The sequence below is a fragment of the Neobacillus terrae genome (assembly GCF_011393025.1).
GTDB lineage: Bacteria > Bacillota > Bacilli > Bacillales > Cytobacillaceae > Neobacillus_A > Neobacillus_A terrae.
The window spans coordinates 1-18,522 of record NZ_JAAOEO010000020.1 but is presented as its reverse complement, the minus strand read 5'-3'; the positions used below and the strand labels follow the sequence as shown (position 1 = coordinate 18,522).

The 18,522-nt window shown below is 38.1% G+C and carries 19 protein-coding genes and 2 pseudogenes; 5 read left to right on the top strand and 16 right to left on the bottom strand.

Annotated elements, in window-relative coordinates; genetic code table 11:
• Positions 1–244 precede the first annotated feature (244 nt).
• The 8 genes and pseudogenes from G8761_RS20930 to G8761_RS20895 all read right to left on the bottom strand — a co-directional run bounded on the left by G8761_RS20930 (position 245) and on the right by G8761_RS20895 (position 7,476).
• Positions 245–1,120 carry a YitT family protein gene (locus G8761_RS20930; RefSeq protein WP_338001008.1) on the bottom strand — a complete coding sequence of 292 codons (876 nt, stop codon included), beginning with the start codon at positions 1,118–1,120 and terminating at the stop codon, positions 245–247.
• Positions 1,121–1,632: 512 nt separating this feature from the next.
• The gene (locus tag G8761_RS20925; protein ID WP_166029917.1) at positions 1,633–3,120 is read right to left on the bottom strand and encodes a S8 family serine peptidase; all 1,488 of its coding nucleotides are present in this window, start codon (positions 3,118–3,120) and stop codon (positions 1,633–1,635) included.
• Positions 3,121–3,286: 166 nt separating this feature from the next.
• Entirely contained in the window at positions 3,287–3,808 is a 522-nt protein-coding gene (locus tag G8761_RS20920; RefSeq protein ID WP_166029916.1) for a YfiT family bacillithiol transferase, read from the bottom strand.
• A gap of 86 nt (positions 3,809–3,894) precedes the next feature.
• Complete coding sequence (locus tag G8761_RS27395; protein ID WP_338001011.1) at positions 3,895–4,131, bottom strand: GNAT family N-acetyltransferase; 237 nt, start codon at positions 4,129–4,131, stop codon at positions 3,895–3,897.
• 263 nt (positions 4,132–4,394) lie between these two features.
• Positions 4,395–4,871, bottom strand: coding sequence for an STAS domain-containing protein (locus tag G8761_RS20910; RefSeq protein ID WP_166029915.1), 477 nt, complete (start codon positions 4,869–4,871; stop codon positions 4,395–4,397).
• A gap of 157 nt (positions 4,872–5,028) precedes the next feature.
• Positions 5,029–5,680 (bottom strand): annotated as a pseudogene (locus G8761_RS28165) (glycosyltransferase).
• 88 nt (positions 5,681–5,768) lie between these two features.
• Positions 5,769–6,329, bottom strand: coding sequence for a DNA-3-methyladenine glycosylase I (locus G8761_RS20900; protein WP_166029914.1), 561 nt, complete (start codon positions 6,327–6,329; stop codon positions 5,769–5,771).
• Positions 6,330–6,342: 13 nt separating this feature from the next.
• On the bottom strand, positions 6,343–7,476 hold the full coding sequence (locus G8761_RS20895; protein ID WP_243450107.1) for a polysaccharide deacetylase family protein: 1,134 nt from the start codon (positions 7,474–7,476) through the stop codon (positions 6,343–6,345).
• 315 nt (positions 7,477–7,791) lie between these two features.
• Here G8761_RS20895 and G8761_RS20890 point away from each other — a divergent pair, with 315 nt between their 5' ends.
• Positions 7,792–8,571, top strand: a complete 780-nt coding sequence (locus G8761_RS20890; protein WP_166029912.1) for an arylamine N-acetyltransferase family protein — start codon at positions 7,792–7,794, stop codon at positions 8,569–8,571.
• On the opposite strand, the gene G8761_RS20885 is transcribed toward G8761_RS20890, so the two are convergent.
• Entirely contained in the window at positions 8,566–8,955 is a 390-nt protein-coding gene (locus tag G8761_RS20885; RefSeq protein WP_166029911.1) for an MFS transporter, read from the bottom strand. The two genes, G8761_RS20890 and G8761_RS20885, sit on opposite strands and share 6 nt — an antisense overlap.
• Before the next feature lie 320 nt (positions 8,956–9,275).
• On the opposite strand from G8761_RS20885, the gene G8761_RS27715 reads away from it, so the two are divergent.
• The 3 genes and pseudogenes from G8761_RS27715 to G8761_RS20875 all read left to right on the top strand — a co-directional run bounded on the left by G8761_RS27715 (position 9,276) and on the right by G8761_RS20875 (position 10,490).
• A complete protein-coding gene (locus G8761_RS27715; protein WP_275940729.1) occupies positions 9,276–9,410 on the top strand; it encodes a hypothetical protein in 135 nt (44 codons plus the stop codon).
• Between the two features lie 179 nt (positions 9,411–9,589).
• Positions 9,590–9,975, top strand: a pseudogene (locus G8761_RS20880) (insertion element protein); the annotation flags it as partial.
• Between the two features lie 101 nt (positions 9,976–10,076).
• A complete protein-coding gene (locus G8761_RS20875; protein ID WP_166029909.1) occupies positions 10,077–10,490 on the top strand; it encodes a hypothetical protein in 414 nt (137 codons plus the stop codon).
• 166 nt (positions 10,491–10,656) lie between these two features.
• Here the strand turns inward: G8761_RS20875 and G8761_RS20870 are convergent, their stop codons facing one another.
• The 3 genes from G8761_RS20870 to G8761_RS20860 form a co-directional block, all read right to left on the bottom strand.
• Entirely contained in the window at positions 10,657–11,049 is a 393-nt protein-coding gene (locus G8761_RS20870) for a MazG nucleotide pyrophosphohydrolase domain-containing protein (RefSeq protein WP_166029908.1), read from the bottom strand.
• A gap of 85 nt (positions 11,050–11,134) precedes the next feature.
• On the bottom strand, positions 11,135–12,307 hold the full coding sequence (locus G8761_RS20865; RefSeq protein ID WP_166029907.1) for a glucose-1-phosphate adenylyltransferase: 1,173 nt from the start codon (positions 12,305–12,307) through the stop codon (positions 11,135–11,137).
• A gap of 227 nt (positions 12,308–12,534) precedes the next feature.
• Positions 12,535–13,122, bottom strand: a complete 588-nt coding sequence (locus G8761_RS20860) for a DUF1541 domain-containing protein (protein ID WP_166029971.1) — start codon at positions 13,120–13,122, stop codon at positions 12,535–12,537.
• A gap of 130 nt (positions 13,123–13,252) precedes the next feature.
• Between G8761_RS20860 and G8761_RS20855 the strand changes: the two genes are divergently transcribed.
• On the top strand, positions 13,253–14,032 hold the full coding sequence (locus G8761_RS20855; protein ID WP_166029906.1) for an alpha/beta hydrolase: 780 nt from the start codon (positions 13,253–13,255) through the stop codon (positions 14,030–14,032).
• 246 nt (positions 14,033–14,278) lie between these two features.
• Here the strand turns inward: G8761_RS20855 and G8761_RS20850 are convergent, their stop codons facing one another.
• The 4 genes from G8761_RS20850 to G8761_RS20835 form a co-directional block, all read right to left on the bottom strand.
• Positions 14,279–15,022 carry an amino acid ABC transporter ATP-binding protein gene (locus G8761_RS20850; protein ID WP_166029905.1) on the bottom strand — a complete coding sequence of 248 codons (744 nt, stop codon included), beginning with the start codon at positions 15,020–15,022 and terminating at the stop codon, positions 14,279–14,281.
• A gap of 12 nt (positions 15,023–15,034) precedes the next feature.
• On the bottom strand, positions 15,035–15,718 hold the full coding sequence (locus G8761_RS20845) for an amino acid ABC transporter permease (RefSeq protein WP_166029904.1): 684 nt from the start codon (positions 15,716–15,718) through the stop codon (positions 15,035–15,037).
• 14 nt (positions 15,719–15,732) lie between these two features.
• A complete protein-coding gene (locus G8761_RS20840) occupies positions 15,733–16,536 on the bottom strand; it encodes an amino acid ABC transporter substrate-binding protein (RefSeq protein ID WP_166029903.1) in 804 nt (267 codons plus the stop codon).
• 396 nt (positions 16,537–16,932) lie between these two features.
• A complete protein-coding gene (locus G8761_RS20835) occupies positions 16,933–18,291 on the bottom strand; it encodes an SLC45 family MFS transporter (protein ID WP_207789294.1) in 1,359 nt (452 codons plus the stop codon).
• Between the last annotated feature and the right edge of the window lie 231 nt (positions 18,292–18,522).

Sequence of the window (18,522 nt, the reverse complement as noted above, 5' to 3'; positions counted from 1 at the left end):
GTTGTTAGTAATAGAATCAGGGGATCTGTTTGGCATAAACACATGCATTTTTTGGATTGTTTTTCAATAAAGGCAGGGGTATTTCACAATAAGCGGGGTTATACTTCCCTTCCTATTTATACTATTGTTTTAAGTCTGCATCTTTTTGTATATAAGCATCTTTTTTCAAAAGAAGAACAACAAACAGCTGAACTAAAATAGAAAAAGCGATACTTCATTTTGGGAAGTATCGCTTTGAATTTTTCTAATGAATTGCCTTCTTTTTAAATCTGCCGCCTCGAACCTCAGCAATATCCGCTATAGCCAAGAAGGCCGAGGGATCGATGTCATCAATAACACTTATTAGCTTGGACTCTTCCAAACGAGTAATCACGCAAAAAACAACTTTTGTGTTATCTCCGGAATAAGCGCCTTCACCTTCCAGATAGGTAACTCCACGACCTAATCTTGAAAGAATCGCTTCGCCGATCTCTCTATTTTTTTCACTTATAACCCAAACAGATTTGGACTGCTCTAATCCATCTACAACCGTATCAATCGTTTTTGCTGCAATTACATAGGCAAGAATGGAGTACATTGCCCGGTCCCAGGAAAACACAAACCCTGCAGCACCAAGAATAAAAATGTTCATAAACATTACAATCTCTCCAACAGAGAAAGGAATCTTCTTGTTTACAACGATTGCCAAGATTTCTGTACCGTCCAATGCTCCGCCATAACGGATAACAAGGCCAACTCCGACCCCTAAAATCATTCCGCCAAAAATGGTTGCTAACAGAATATCATCTGTAAATGCAGGAATAGGATAAAAAAGTGAGGTGAAAAAAGATAGGACAATAATGCCGCAAATCGTAGATAAAGCGAAGGTTTTGCCAATTTGCTTATACCCCAAATAGAAAAAAGGCAGGTTAAGAATGAAAATGAATACACCAAGCGGCAAACCGAATATATGCGCCAGCATAATTGAAATACCCGTTATGCCTCCGTCAATAACGCTATTCGGAACAAGAAAAATTTCTAACCCGGTTGCCATCAAAACAGCGCCTATAAAAATGAAAATCGCCCGCTGAAGTATTCTTGTTTTTGGTAATCTTTTGTGGTTGGTTTTTGTTTCTACCACCCAATCCTCCCCCTTGTATTAAAAAGTTTTATTTTTTACCTCCCTAAAAAGGAGTTTATAAATTAAGTCATTCTGACAAAAGTTTTGCTAAAGAGCCTGCATGGAAAAGCTGGTACTAATCCCATTAATCAAGCTCAAATTGGAACGATAATTATTATCAATTACATTATACCATAAGGGGGTATTAAAAGGTTGAAATAAGCTTGCAAGATTACAATTTAGTTAGAAAGGTTTTTTTTCTCGAAGATAATGTATTTTTTATAAATAGCAGGTAAATCTGCTCCCTTTCCGCGGACGAACTGTCAAGCCTCCTCGCTCGTGCCTCGTTGTGGTGTCTTGCCAGCCCGTTTTTCTGCAGGACATTGAAATTAGCATCTTTGAATAAACACCGCACGAAGGAAAGGCGAATGCATTTTCGAGGAGTGTCGCAGATTACCTTACATTCAACAACATTATTTAACAAGTCCTAAACTAAAAAGACTTACCCGTACTAAAGGGCAAGTCTCCTTAAATTATTTTTGGGTTACGGCTGTATAGGCATTTGCTTCGCCAAAACCAAATAATGAATCTTGACCAGGTTTTCCATAATCAAGTGCTGTTTGCTTAATAACTGCTTTTACTTGGGATGGAGAATATTCTGGGTGTTTCGCCTTAATTAAACCTGCAATACCGGCAACTTTTGGAGAAGCCATAGAAGTACCATGCAGATAGGCGTAACCATCAGCAAGTGTTGTAAAATATTGAGGCAGGTATGTTGGCCAGGTTGCTAGAGCACGGTACGTAAAATCACGTACTATTAAATTTCCTGTGTTTGCATAAGCCGGACCGTTATCTCCACCTGGTGCAGCTACATCGATAAAGCTGTTTCCATAGTTAGAGTAGAATGCCAAATCCTTAGTTGACCACTTGTTTGAAGATGAAACTGTGATTACTCCAGGAGTGCCTCCAGGAGTTTCAACTGCAACTCCTTTGTAAACCAATCCTGGAATGGAATATACAGCATTCATGTAATCTGTTAAGGACTTTTTGTCATCATAATTAAGCGATTCATTACCTGCCGCAGCAACTACAGTAACATTTTTCTTAACTGCATACTGTACTGCCCGCTTCCAGAGCAATACATCCGCAATATCACTGTAACGGGTTCCCTCATAATAATATTTTAGGTTGTCAAAACCTCCAATAGACATGTTGATGACATCTACTTTATCATTAGCCGCCCCTATAATGGCTTCAACGATTGGTGCAGTTGGGGCACTACCGCTGGAATCAAAAATACGGTATGCCATAATTCCAAGATCTGGGCCGACGCCTTTAATTTTTCCATTGCCAGCGATTGAACCGGCAACATGGGTTCCATGTCCTTCTCTATCCAATACATCAGTTGGATCGCCAGTTTCATCTGTTAAGTCTTCATGATTATAACCACCGGCTGGAACATAGTTTCTGCCGCCAACATAGTTCGCTTTTAAATCAGGATGGTTAGCATCGATTCCAGTATCAATAACACCTACTATAGCTTTATGGGTCACCTTACCATTTTTCTCAGTTCCACCTGATTCTACTGCAAAGGACTTCCCTTCATTCGTCAGGTGTCGAATATCCCATTGGGAACTCCAATAAGTGCCATCAGCATCTTCTGTTATTGTTACAGGCTGGCCATCTGCACCAGTTGGCTTTTCGGTATCTAATTTGTAAGTACGTTCCAAATTCGCTGCAGATATATTCGCTACTTTCCCTAGCTTGTCCAGGAAACTCGGATCAGAGGAACTTACTTCGACTCCTCCAACCTCAGGCATAGTAGAAATAACTGTGCCTCCAGCGTTTTTAATTGCTGTTTGATAACCCGCTGGCAGAGATGATTGGCTGTAGGCTATTAGGTACTTCTTGGCCACATTTTGTGCATGCGCTGTATTCATTACATTTTTAGGAATCGTTGCAAGAGATAATGCAAGAAGACTGCTGGCTAAAATGGCCATACCTTTTTTCGTTTTCTTCATCTAAAAACCTCCTAATATTTTTTGCTCACTCTATCATTTTAAAGGAATAGTTAGAATATTAGAATAAAATCTCTTCGATAAAGTACGACGGGATTTGGAAAGAAATCTGTCTAATAAATAAAAAAAATCCATCAGCATAGCTGTTGGACTCGTTTTTTGTTATTTACTACCATCCCATACGTTCTTTAAGGGACGTTATATGTGCAAGATGATGACGGCCATGCCATGCATATAGACCGATATTCATACCAAGTTTGATTTCTCCCAAATCAGGATGGCGGAAGGTTTTCTCTAAATCAGCCGGTTTTAAAGACTTTAAAAGTACAACCCATCTGCTATGCAGAGCTTCCAGCATGGTTAGAGACACCTCAATAGGAAGATTAGAATCGGCAAACTCCGCCCACTTATCTTCCGCATATGGTTTTATAACAGGATTATCCTCTGTTAGGGCGAGTTTAAACCTTATGTAACTATTAATATGGCTGTCTGGTATATGATGAACCACCTGCCGTATAGTCCACCCGCCAGGACGATAAGCAGAATCTAGCTGTTCGTCATTTAAGCCCTTTACAGCTTCTCTTACTTTAGCCGGAAGAGCTTCAATTTCGTAAATCCACTCTTCAATTAAATCCACCTTATAATTGCCTTTAACATCGAACTCACCAACCGGATACCTTAAATCTTCCATTTAACCTTCCCCCTTACGGCTACTCACATTTAAGCAAGAAGAAACAGCGTTGATCCTTGAATATTCCATGTAAAAAGGCATAGCTCTTAAAATACTATCCTCTTTAAACCCGAGTTTAGAGAGAATACCCATGGAGGAAGAGCAATCAGGTTTGTAAAAGCTTCAACTCGGGGCAGCCCCATTGTATGGAAGCGGAAATTTAACAATGCCTTTATTGTTTCAGAGGGATATCCTTTTCTCCAATACTCGCTTCCAAGGTCAAAAGCAATTTCGCCACGTGATCCCCGATATACTTCCCAGGAATTGTATCCACAAGTACCGATTAATTTGTTATCCTCTTACGAATAATGCCTAGCCGAAAAGCCTGATTATTTTCAAATAGATTATTCATAAAATTGATTACGACTTCTGCCAGATCGAGACCGGTAAACGGCGATTCTCCCATATCTTTTACGACCAATGGTTCTGAAAGTTTTGAAAAGTTCCGGAGCATCTTCGTGTGTCATTTTTCGCAAATAAAGCCGGTCGGTTTCTAATTCCGGATATGATCAAAATGCATGAGATTTTCCACTTTGCCTTTATCTATTTATATTTCTCTAAATTCCATTCCCTTCACTTTCATCAGGTACTGTAGTGCTTGTTTAAAAGTTAGGAAGGTATTTAATTCTGATATCATTTTAAGCCCGGAATTAACAAGGTTTTGAGTGACAATGGGAGTAAATCCAGTAAAAATTACTCTTACTCCTAGCAGGTTTAAGGTATCTGTCATGTTCTGAATATAATGGCCGAAAATATCTAAATCGCCTATTTCCATTTCAGAAATTGACGTGAAATCCAAAATAATAGTATCAATTTCAGTAAATGGAGTACTGATTATTTTTGAAATCATCATTTCAAAACGTTCCTGAGATAACTTTCCTGTAATGGGCACAAGGATCGTTTCGGGAATTATAGAAGGTATAATTGGAACAGATATTTCTTTAATCAGTTGCTCGCTTTCTTTAAGCTTTTCTTTTAATTCTTTTACTTCTTCTCTAAGTAGATCTAATTCTGTTTTCTCCATATTTCCTCCGCAGTCAAATCGTTATTATTATATTTTAACATTTAACATTAAAAAAAACATATAAAACGTGAATAGGAATCCTCCTGGAGAAGGATTCCCACTTGGTGTTCCCAATTATCGGTACAAAGGTTTCCAACTTATCTTTTACCCTTTTAAATTACTTTAAAAACTTCTTCGAAAATTGTTTTGCTATTCCTCCGGACAAAATATCTGCAAGATGCAGCATATGCTCTTCAATTACATCAATGGCTTTAATTTCAGCATCCCAATCCTTCTTTAAACGAAAAACCACCTGCTCGTTAATCAATTTTAAATGTGTATATAACATATCCTTTAATACGTTCTCATTCCAGTATGGGTTTGCTTTGCTAAGGTATCTGGCAATATCATCTGCATTTCGATGCCATTCTTTATTAAACTTTATCACTGCTGGCTGATTTCCGGTTTTTGCTGCCTCTACTATTTGCCCTGCAATAATAATATGTTCTCTTAGTAAAGCTGCGACCTTATTACCTGCCGCTTCTCCGTAATAAGGTTAATACGCATTCCCGATATCATCCTGATTTTTTAATAATCGCTCCCAATATCTTTTGCTGCTCCGGAAGCCCTGCATTGGCACTCATAATATAGCTGCCTGTCCAAATCGTATGATCAATCCAAAGCTTTCTCAACTCCCGATTCAGTTCATAATAAGGCTTGCTAATGGTTTGCTGTTGAACTGGTCTAACTTGGGCACTAGTGCTTACTGGCAAAAAAATGAGTCCAAGGGTCAGAACAATAAATAAAATTCCTGCAATCCCTCTTTTCAAAACAATTAACTCCTTTTTAGTAAGAAAATAGAACCTTGAATATTTTTTGTAATTTTTGATTTTCCATCAAAAAAAGCCAGTTAATCCATTAAAAGGATAACTGGCCTTTATGACAAGAAAAGATATGATCGTTCACCATTCCAGTTGCCTGCATAAATGCATAACAAATGGTAGTTCCCACAAATTTGAATCCGCGTTTCTTCAAATCCTTGCTTAAACGCTCACTAATCTCGGTAGAAGCGGGCACATCCTTCAATTCTCTGTAGTAATTTTGTATTGGTTTTCCATCGACAAAGGACCATATATAGTTACTAAAAGAACCAAATTCTTTTACAACCTCAAAATACGCTTTTGCGTTGGTAATCACCGCATTGACCTTAAGCCTGTTTCTTACAATCCCTTCATTACTCAAGAGCTCCTGGATCTTTTTATCATCATAATGAATGATTTTTGCTGGTTCAAAATTATCAAAAGCTTTTCGGTAATTCTCTCTTTTCTTTAAAATGGTATACCAGCTTAATCCCGCCTGGGCTCCTTCCAAATTTAAATACTCGAAAAGCAGCCTGTCGTCGTAAACCGGCACACCCCATTCATGGTCATGATAGTCAATATAAAGCGGGTCCTGATTAACCCAGCCACATCTCTCCATTCCCTTGCCTCCACTAATTGCTTTTATATTTAAATCGTTCATTGTCCAATACAAGGCTGCTGTCAAAAAAACGGTCAACAATATGCCTTTGTTTTTCCAGGGCCATACCGTCGATATGCACCCTATCCATCATGGCATATTCCTGAGTATAAGACAAATATGCATTTGGGCCAACTGAACAAAAAATCTTAAATCCAAGTGTTTCAAGATATTTAAACTTTGGATCATTGGGTAAAACACTGCTCCCAAAGGGATAAATGTATATGTTTGTAGCCCCTGTTAAAGGCTCGACTTCTTTTTTCCATCTGTCAGCATCTCTTTTTAGAGTGCTTAGACTAATTGTTTTGGTGGCCAAATGACCATATCCATGGGAGGCAAATTCCCATCCCTCTTCCTTGAGCTTTGCAATAATAGTTTTTGCTCCCTCACTTTCACCTTCAGCAGTCGGCTGGTTGGTCCGGTAACCCAGAACTCCTTCATATCCGGTTAAAGCTAAAATACCTTTTGCACCATTAAGTGAAAAATCAGGATGGGTTTCTGTAAAACTATTCAGCAGTGGAACGATTTCATTTTCTTCTGATATGACTTCGTTACCCTCAGGATCTTTAGAGTAAGAAGCAATCTTACCATCTTTATTATTAATAAGCTTATAAACATTCCCATTTTGCAGCATGTAAGGATAGTAATTAATATCATCCACCGAAAGAATTAATGGCTTCTTTCCTGCTGGGAGCATAAGCTGCCTTTTTACTAATTCCTTTTTCCCGTTATTCTCTTTTTCTTCGAAAAGATCACTCATTTTAATCAGAATATAATTCCGTTTATAAAGCGATTCTACAATTTTATTAAACTCACTGACTGTGACAAACCATTCATCATAACCTTGAGCCATAGTGTCTCCATCAAATGCCAGCTCGGGATAAACAACCAGCGGATGGAAAAAGATATGTTCAATCGGCCCATTATATGGAACCGGTTCTGCTTGTGGAATCTCCTCCTTTTCTTCCTCTTTTTGAGGCAATGGTGCTGGTTTGTGATTTTCCACCTTTTTTGTAGCCCTGTCATTTACCTTTGCTGTTTTTTGTCCTAAACTGGTGCACCCTGCTAGAGAGAAACAAATAACTAATAGAACAAGTACTCTTTTCAAAACGATCATTCCTTATCCTTGGATTTAACCTCTTATAATATATGACTGATTTAGATCGTTTTAGTTTCAAAATATTCATTTAATTAATATGGCTCTACCCAAAAAAAACTGTGGTAAACTGTTATTTCCTTCATTTGAGTGACATTTTTTTGCATAAGTGTATTAAAAATATAAGCTGCTTTAATAAAGAACTGTATTAACAGCGCAGTAACTTGACTTTGTAACAGAGGAATATTCTCACTAGGAGTATTTAAGTTGATTCATGAAGTTCGCCGAGTTATGCTTTTAGAATGGATATGAACGGAGGCAGATAAAATGACTTTAACGTCCTTATTTTTAAAACGGATCGGCATCCCCGAAACAGAGAAAATCACTTTTCATATGCTTGATGAGCTTCTCGAAAAAACAGCTCTGACTATTCCTTTCGAAAATCTCTGTATTATAAATAAAAATACCTCTGATATTAATCAGGAGAATCTTACCGAAAAAATTCTGATAAGGAATGAGGGCGGTGTTTGTTATGAACTCAATACATTGCTTTACTTTGTCCTGAAGGAAAATGGTTTCCAGGTTGACATAGTTCGTGGTGTTGTATTTGACCACAAGGCACAGGATTTTGCTGCTGTTGGTAGGACCCATGTAATTAATCTTGTCTGTCATGATGGCTACAAGTATGTCGTGGACACTGGTTTTGGGGGCAATCTTGCTTTAAAACCTATTCCCTTGAGCGGGGAAACTGTTTCCTCTTCTAATGGAGAATTCCGGATCCGGAAGGAAGAAACCCATTATGGGGGTCATCTCCTTGAAATGAAGCTCAAACATAAGGATACAAATTGGAAAAAAGGCTATGCATTTGATCCCGGTCAACCAATCACAGATATAAAGGAATTAAATGAGGTACAATCTATTATTAATGTTCACCCTTTGTCCTCGTTTAATAAAGGGCGGCTTATTACCCGGCTTACTGAACAGGGAAGTGTTACTTTAACCGATACATCATTAACAGAATTGGCGAGTGGCAGTACAGCCAAAAAGGAAATTAACCCCATGCAATTCAGCGATTATGCAAGGGAACATTTCCGAATGAAGCTATAATCTATCAGGGACCTCCACGTTTGACAGTTTCTTTATGGATAAGAAGCTAAATAAGATTACAAGAGAAAATAGGATAAATACGTTAAAGACTCCGAGCTTTGAAATAAAAACCCCAGTTAACAGAGCTGATGTTATTTTTACTATAGATGCAAGTATGGTCCTTAATCCTACAACCCTGCCAATGAATTCCCTGCTGGTATTAAGCTGGATTAAGGTCTGGGCCACAACTAGGTGCAGCATTGTAAACCATCCTAGAAAAAAGAAAAGAACTCCCGCTGGTATAGCCAGGCGATTCAAAAACAAAAGGATCCGGCGGCTGCCATGCCAGCCATTGTAACGCCTCTGGATAACCAAGATAATCCGGACTGGGCTGCAAAAATTCACTTTACCCTTGCTCCGGTATATTATCAAAATTACATACTGGGCGAATTGACCGCAGCTCAGCTTCAGCGTTATATTGAGCGAGAAATCTAGCCTAAATTTTTTACAAAAGAAGCTGGACAATTGCTTACTGATTACTACTTCAAGCCGGCTGTCCTATACAGTGGAATGAAAAAAATTGAGCGGGTTACTGGTGAAAAAATTAAATCCTTCCCATTTTGTAGACCTGTATTGTAAAACTTTGAATCACCAAGCTTAAACTCCTTATAATTTTAAAGCAATCGGACAAAATAATTCCGATTTCTAATTAAGGAGGCTTTATCATGACAAACAAGAATGACAACCGGGAGCGTCAAAACAAATATCCAAACAACAAAAAGCAGGATACTGAATTTGGCCAGGAAGCCAATATTAGAAGCGAAATCACACAAAGAGATTTGCAAAACAAAAACCAATAATCCTGCAAAAAGCGCAGTACATGAGTAGCACTAAATAGTTCAGTTTTAAGATGGAAAAATTAAATTAACACCACTTTTTTTAGTCCAATTCGAATATGAATTGGACTATTTATTTTCGCTGATATATCAATGTTTAAAGGTAAAATATGTATAAAATAGCACATAATTAGAAAAGAACCTTTTATAGATATGCTAATAATCCAATTGAGCATCCATTGGCATCATAAGATAAAGGCTTTGACTTGGTTGATTGTACAACAGACCTTTCCTCTTATAAGCCAAGGGATATTGCTGAAATGGTGTTAGAAGTGAATAATAATGCCACCAATGTCTTTATCCAGCAAATGAGAAGAAGGCTGTCCATTCTTGAAAGACCTTTAATGACCGCAAGAGGCGAAGGAAAAAGTTATATTTACGCAAACTTTAACCCGAAATACGCTCAATACGCTTTGATATACTGCGAACTTATTTTAACTTTTGCTTACCTTTTAAGTCTTCGGACGGAAGGAAACTAACCCCTTCTCAAAGGGGTGGTATCCCAGATAGAGAATTTGAAATATATTAGATAATTTACCTAAGATAGAAAATGTTAGGTAATCGGATAGTAACTTTGAAAGGAAACTATCGTCAAATTTTTAAAGAGAATAATTTGGGAGGTAGCTTCAAATGAAAAAGATTAATCTTTTAATCATGCTTTCTGTTCTATTATTAGGACTGATTGCTTGTTCAAATCAAAAAAGTAGTGAAGAAAAGCAAAATTCAAACACAACAACAATAGTTTCAAAAGATAATAATAACGAAGTAAATAATGAAAACGCAACAAATAAGGATGTAAGGGAAAAGGTATGGGAACAACTTAAAGAAAATGAAAAAGAAAGTATTAAAGGCTCATGGTCTGATGGCACTTTAACCAAAATTACTTTAAAAAGTAGTATGGGTAGAATAGAAAACACATCATTTATTGGGAAGGAAGTTTATGCAGTCGATTTTCCAACCAAAAGCTTAAGCATCCCTAATAAAATGATTGTGTATGCCGAAATAAATAGTGGTAAAATTATTGGTTATGGGTATGTAGATTAAAAATGAAAGCACCTTAAAAGTAGGTGCTTTAAAAATGTCTAATTATTTGTTATTTTAAGTGTTACTTAAAACACCAAAACTTTGCTGTTTTTATGTATTTTTATATTGCTTTTTTACTTTTTCTACTTCCAAACTGAACTGCTTATTAGTAGCATTGCTCTTTTTACTATTTAATAGATATATCCTTATTTTTTCTATTTTTCACTTCGTCCATTTTCGCAAAAAAGCTTGTCTCTAAATCAATATCAAAGTAGTTATAGAACTTTAAGAGATACGCCAGGCAGTCTGCAAGTTCTTTTCCGATATCATCTTTTACAGCTTCCTTCGCAAGACGGAAGGCCTCTTCTTCCTCCATGCCCTCAAGAACGTTTGCGGTTGTTAAATTGAATGATTTTCTAAGCTCTTCCCCTACTTCTGCTACCTCCGTAGTTAAAAGCATATAATTTGTTAAAAGGCCGTCTCTGCTTTCAGAATAACCGCTTCCACTTATCTCCCAGTTCATTTCTTTATGGTAATTCCTCATAAAATTCTGTAATTCTATTAATCCATTTATCTGCATTATAAAACCTCCGCTAAGTTTACTTGTTAATAATATTATAAAACAAAAAGAAAAAAGCACCCAATTAGGGTGCCTGTCCGTTTTATTATACAGCTTCTTCTTTAACAGGTTCCTCAGCCTGATGGATGATTTGCTCGTTTCCAATCAATGTAATTTCACTGAATGGATTTGATGAACCTACTACTGAATTGGCTTCAATTACGGTATTACAGCCAACAACTACTCTATTTACCACTGCATTGGCTTCAATGACAGTGCCAGGTAAAATAACAGAATCCTTAATGACAGCGCCTTTGCCAACCTTTACGCCAGTAAATAAAATAGAATTTTCCACCTTACCGTAAATCTTGCATCCTTCACTAACAATGGATTGCTTTAAGGATGCTCTTCCATCTAAATACATTGGCGGCTGGAAGGTTTCCTCTGTATAAACCATCCATTCTTCGTTTTGCAAAATGGGATTGGTATCTTCAGAAAGAAGATCCATGTTTGCTTCCCAGAAGCTTTGTACTGTGCCGACATCCTTCCAGTAACCCTTGAAACGGTATGCATGTAAGTGGCACTGGTCATTAATCATTGCTGGAATAATATCTTTTCCAAAATCCCGTGAAGAATCAGGATTAAGCTCTTCTTTTTCCAAATAATCCTTTAAAACAGACCAATTAAATATATATATGCCCATTGATGCCAGGTTGGACTTTGGCTTCTCAGGCTTTTCCTCAAATTCAACGATTTCACCAGTTGAAGAATCAACATTCATAATGCCAAATCTGCTTGCTTCACTCCACGGAACATTAATGACCGAAATCGTAGCATCCGCACCGGACTCTTTGTGTTCTTCAATCATTTTGCTATAGTCCATTTTATAAATATGATCACCTGAAATTACTAAAACGTATTCTGGATTGTGAGTCTCAATGTATCGCATGTTTTGATAAATCGCATGAGCTGTTCCTTCATACCATTTTTGTCCGTCCTCACATTGGTATGGGGGAAGAATGGTAACGCCGCCCTCTCTTCGGTTCAAATCCCAATGCTTGCCGTCACCTATATAATCCTGAAGAATATGTGGCTGATATTGTGTTAAAACGCCTACAGTATCAATTCCAGAGTTGCTGCAATTGCTCAAAGTAAAATCGATGATACGGTACTTTCCTGCAAATGGAACCGCTGGCTTAGCAATCTCTTCAGTTAAATCTTTTAATCTGCTTCCTCTGCCGCCTGCTAACAGCATAGCGATTACTTCTTTCTTTTTCATTGGTGTTCCGCCCCTTTTTCTTTTGTTTTTTACTATGATTCTATTTAAATATTATTTTCTCTATTTTTGGTCATACATTCTTTACAATTACCACCATTAATCCGAAGTCAAACTTGACTATTAAAATATTTTTAGTGATTTTCAGAAGTTAGGAATAAAGAACTAGATGTTCTATCTTTTCCAATCAAAAAAGAGCAAGGAAATTCTCCCATCTCTTCTTGTTGCCATTATTTCTTCTCAAGTTCACATTCTATTACCCATTTATGATTTTTAACCTTAGGGCCGCCTGTTGTCGGCGTATAGTTAACCATATAAACTGTGGTTGGCTCGACAGATACAATCGTTGCTTTTGCACTCTTCATGCCTTTCATATGGGCGGCCTCCAGATTCACTGGAGTTCCAGGTTTTAATGTCCCGCTGCCAGCTTCCTTTATCTCCTCTTGGATTACCCATTTGTGGTTCTTAACCTCGGGCCCGCCCGATGTTGGTTTGTAGTCAACTACATACGCGTTCGTGTTGAATGCACCAACAATTTCAGCTTCGGCACCCTTCATTCCTGGCATATGATTAGCCTTAATTTTAGCTATATCACCAATCTTAAACGCTAGATTTTCCGCCTTTTTAAGGCTTTTTGGAACTACTGCACTTGAACCGTTTTTCTCCATGTTCAACTTTTTCTGAGTGCTTTGATCCATTTTTTGGTTTGTGGAGTTTTTACTATTGGAAGGTACTACATCATTATCGTCATTTCCACATCCGCTTAATCCGATAATGGCTGTGGCGCTAAGACTTAATAAGAAAAGTTTGCTTTTTATGTTGCCGCTACACTCCCTTGTTTTATTATCTAGGAATCTAATACCCTTAACGGTTTAATGCAAACGAAAAATTAAATTTCGTTCCTTGGGTTATTATGGTAAATTTAAGAGAATAAAAGGGAGGAAAAGTATGTTAGAGATTTACAATGTATACATGACAGCATTTAATCAGGATAGAAAAATAAGAGTCTATTTGCCAAAAAGCTATCAGTTGGAAAGTAAAAATTACCCTGTTTTATATATTAATGACGGCCAAAACGTATTTAATGACCAGGAGGCGGCTGGTGGAGTATCTTTAAATTTGGAAAGCTATCTTGATGAAAATGAAGAAATTAAGGTAATTGTTGTTGCCATTGATTTTAAACCCGGTGAGCGTCTTAACGAACATCTCCCATGGCCTATTGGTGAACTAAGTTATAAGATAGCAGGGGAAAGAACTCCAGGAGGCGGCAGAGGCAAGGATTATGCCAAATTCATTGTCAATGAACTAAAGCCTTTTATTGATAAAAAATATCGTACAAATCAAAATGAAACATCAATTGCAGGCATTTCCTCTGCTGGACTTTTAAGTCTTTATGCAGCAGCTGTTTACCCTCATATTTTTAAAAACGTTGTTGCCTTTTCTTCAGCTTTTTTCCGAAACCAGGAAGAATTCGAGAAGATGTTGGAGAACAGCGATTTATCTTTCATTGAAAGCCTTTATTTTGATTGCGGATCTAACGAAGTACCTGGTAATGAGTATATCAGCAATGCGTTTATTGCCTCTAATAGGACCATATATAATATTGTAAAAGATAAAATACCAAATGTTAGGTTCAAGGTTTGGGAAGGCGCTGAGCATCATTATAGTTTTTTTAAAGATCGGGTTCCCGAACTATTTTCCTATCTAAAAATCGAAAATTCAAAGTAAAACACCTTTTTGAAAAGGTGTTTTTTCTTTTTTGAAGCAATTTGACTTTATCTTCTGCCTCCTTTCTTCAAACTTCTACTACTTTTTGAAAATCTTCTACTTCTTATTTCAAAACTTCACCTTACTATTCCTTTGTGTGATGAGATTGCTAACGAGACTTCTTCTCCTGCCCGTCGTGCGTTCAGATTTTATGGATATAAGTTATGATAACTAAAAAAGAGCGCCCCTTTATGGAGCACTCTTCACTTAGATGGTATTCAATTTATTAAGAAATTGCAGTGTCCGCTTATTTTTCGTATTCCCAAAAACTTCATCAGGTGTCCCCATCTCTGCAACCACTCCCTGATCCATGAAAATGACCTTATCAGAAACGTCACGTGCAAATTGCATTTCATGGGTAACAACTGCCATCGTCATACCTTCTTCAGCAAGATCCTTCATTACCCGGAGCACTTCCCCTACTAATTCAGGATCCAAAGCAGAAGTGGGTTCATCAAATAACAGGACGGCTGGCTCCATTGCCATTGCACGTGCAATACCAATTCGCTGCTGCTGGCCGCCGGAAAGCTGGTGGGGATACATGTCGGCGCGATCCCTCAGTCCTACCTTTTCCAGAAGATCCATTGCCCGTTTACGGACTTCCTCTTTGGGCTTCCTTAGGACTGTAATAGGCCCTTCCATAATATTCTGCAGTGCCGTGAGATGCGGAAATAAGTTATAGTTTTGAAAAACCATTCCTGTTTGCTTTCTTAAAGCAGCAACATCTGCTCCTCTTACTTTCTGCCCGGAAAAATCAATCTTATGATTTCCTATGGAAATTGACCCGCCATCCGGCGTTTCAAGCAAATTGAGGCATCTCAATAGAGTGGTTTTACCTGAACCAGAAGGTCCGATAATAACAGCCGTTGTCCCTTTTTCAATAGTCACATCAATGCCCTTGAGGACTTCAAGCTCACCGAACCGTTTTTGTAAATTAGTTAATGTAATCATGCAAGTCCCCCCTTACTTGGCAACCATGCGGTCATAGCGCTGTTCAAGCTTTGATTGTAAAAATGAAAGTACTGTACTAAAAATCAAATAAATAAAGGCCACTTCAATATAAAGCCAAAGAGGTTCATAGGTAACGGCAGCAATTTGCTGTCCTTTTTGGAACAATTCAGTAACTGTTATTGTAGCCGCTAACGATGTATCCTTCACCAGGCTAATAAAAGAGTTTCCAAGTGGCGGCAGGGAAACACGTACTGCCTGCGGTAATATTACTCTTCTCATCGCCTGGGACTTCGTCATGCTGATTGAATAGGCTGCCTCCCATTGCCCTTTTGGAATGGAAAGAATCGCTGCACGGATTATCTCTGAGCTATAAGCCCCTTTGTTTAACGTAAATGCAATTACAGCAGCTGGGAAAGGATTTAGTGTTATTCCGATACTTGGAAATCCGTAAAATAATATAAAGATTTGTACAAGCAGCGGCGTTCCCCTGAAGATCCAGACAAAAAATCTGGCTGCTGCTTCAAGCGGTTTAACATTGGAAAGCCGGGCAATGGCTATTAGGAATGCCAAAATCAGGCCGAGAACAAATGTAATTAAGGTGAGCGGAATGGTAAAATACAAACCCGCCTTTAAAATAGGAAAAAAGGAATCGCTAAGGATTCCTATAATTCGTTGAGTTCTTTCATCTGCAAACAATTGGATCAAATCCTTTACTTGGAAACATCAGTTCCGAACCATTTTTTAGATATCTTCAGGTATGTTCCGTCTTTCTTCATGTCTGCAAGAGCTTTGTTTACTTCTGTAACCAATTCTTTGCTGCCTTTGCGGAAAAGGAATGCATTTTCTGTTGCATTTGGTTCAGAATATACCGTCTTAATCGGAAGTTCCGGACGCTGTTTTTTCAAATCGAGGTATGAAAGGTTGTCATTAAGTGTTGCATCAATACGGCCAGAAGCCAGAAGGTCGATTGCCTGGTTAAAGCCTTCAACAACTGTGTTGGTTGCGCCATGGTCTTCAGCAATTTTACGGTAGTTGCTGTCAAGAGATTGTCCAACTTTTTTACCTTTCAAATCATCAAGTGACTTAATATCTTTGTTGTCGTTTTTAACAATAAGGACTGCCTTCGAAGCAATATAAGGATCAGACATATCGTATTTTTGAAGGCGATCAGGACGGATCGCCACTTCGTTAGCCACCATGTCATAGCGCTTTGCATCAAGTCCGGCAATCATTCCGTCCCATTTTGTTTCAACAAATTTAGGCTTAATTTTAAGGCGTTTGAAAACTTCTTCTGCTATTTCAATATCAAACCCCGTTAATTTACCGGCTTTGTCATGAAAAGTAAAAGGTGCATAAGTTCCTTCTGTTCCGATTGTTACTTCACCTTTATCCTTTACCTGCTGAAGCAGGTTCTTGCTTGCAGTTTTTTCTTTTCCCTTATCGTTTGATGTGCCGCATGCTGCTAATGAAAGAAGCAAAATCGCAGATAAAACCAAAGTAAGTAATTTCTTCATGTTGTTATCCCCCACTATTTTTATCGGTTTAATTATAAGATCGAATCCTAGAATAAGTCAGTTTAGTTAAGTTGTCAATAATTATGTTTTCTAGGATAACTAATTCACCAGCTTCTTGTCCCCCTCTTATTGTTAATCAAATCAACCCAGGAATATACACTTAATTTTAAAATTAAACAGCTCTTTATAATAATGAAAAAACCGGCTGCTGCTTCGACCACGGAAATTAGGAAAAAAGATGATTAGAAAAGCCCTCACTACAAGGTAAGAAAAAGCTCAACATTTAGTAATTGTTATAACTGCACATCACCTAAACAGATATGTTTTCATAGAAAAAGCGCTCCTGCCCTGAGGAACGCTTTTTGATAAACACTAGTTATTCAATGCCAATTCATATTACTCGGCATGTGTTTCTTTGATGGTTGAAACAGATAATGCACCGATTACGAGAAAAACTCCTGAAATCAGGATCATAGCCGGCAGCGACGCTCCAACCGCTGGAAACAACACGAAACTTAAACAAGAAGCTGCAATTTGCGGTAAACAAATACTGCCATTAAATAGGCCAAGGTACCTTCCCATATTCTCCCCTGATATCGCATTGGTCACCATCGTGAATGGGAAGGTATTCATTCCCGCCCAGGAGATGCCTATCAATATAAATGAAAAAATCAATACCCATTGATTATGAAAGAAGAAAACTGAGCCAAAGCCAATTCCTCCCAGCAATAAACTTAAGGCATATCCCAGTTTCCCCTTTTCCTTTGGCACACGAGACAAGACAAGTGACCATACGACCGCAGCAATGGATTGCACAGCTGATAAAATACCAAACCAGTTCCCGGCTGTTTGATACCCTGAGCTAGACGGTTCAGCCGTATGCCAAACATTGGAAGCAACTGCACCTGTACCATAGGTCCAAAGATATTGGAAACCCATCCAGCAAAAAAATTGAACAAGAGTAACGGCCCAAAAAACTTTTGGAGCGTTGCGAAGGAGTTTAAAACTGTTTGTTCTTTCTTTTTTGGCATTTTTAGTAATACCGTGATAACCAGCAAATTCTGCTGGTGAATATTCTCTAACTTTAAATACGGTAAACAGGCTGCAAATAATTAATATGATTGCTCCAACATAAAACGAGATAACCACTGATGGGGGTACAGTCCCCTTTGGCGAAGTATTCGCCACACCCAAAATCGTCAAAACAAAAGGGAAAACACTTGCAAGCACAGCCCCGCTGTTTGCTAAGAAACTTTGAATGGAGTAAGCAAAACTTTTTTGTTCTTCATTGACCATGTCACCAACCATCATCTTGAACGGCTGCATCGCTACATTCGATGACAAGTCCATAAATAGAATTGTAACCGCACCAAAAGTAAGTGCCGCTATTGAACTAAAACCAAAACTTCCGGCGTTTGGCAAAAGGCACATGACAATTACGGCAACTATGGCACCAATAATTAAATAAGGTATGCGGCGGCCGAGTTTCGGTATCCAGGTACGATCAGATAAATACCCAACTAACGGCTGGACAACCAGTCCTGCCAGTGGCGGAAGGATAAAAAAGAAACCTAATTTAGTTGGATCGGCACCAATCGTTTGGAATATACGACCCATATTAGAGCTTTGTAAAGAAAATGCCATTTGCACACCCAAAAAGCCGAAACTAATCATCCAAATCGAACTGAGCGGGAGATTTGGCAAATTCTTTACAGAGGTTTTTTTACTAATTTTGACTGAGTTTACACCAGACATCATTTCCTCTGGTTTTAATTGCTTTGCTACAGACATAATATCCTCCTCCTTTGGTTTTGGGTCACTAAATGTGGCTTTATTTACCCCTTTTGCCTCTGAAGACTAATTTTGGGTCACTAAATGTGGTTTTAGTTTCCCCTTTTGCCCCTGAAGACGATTGAGTCCATATAATTGTGTAAAAAGAAAGAGTCATTTTATTCACTCTTGGCAACACTGTTTTCAACGACGATA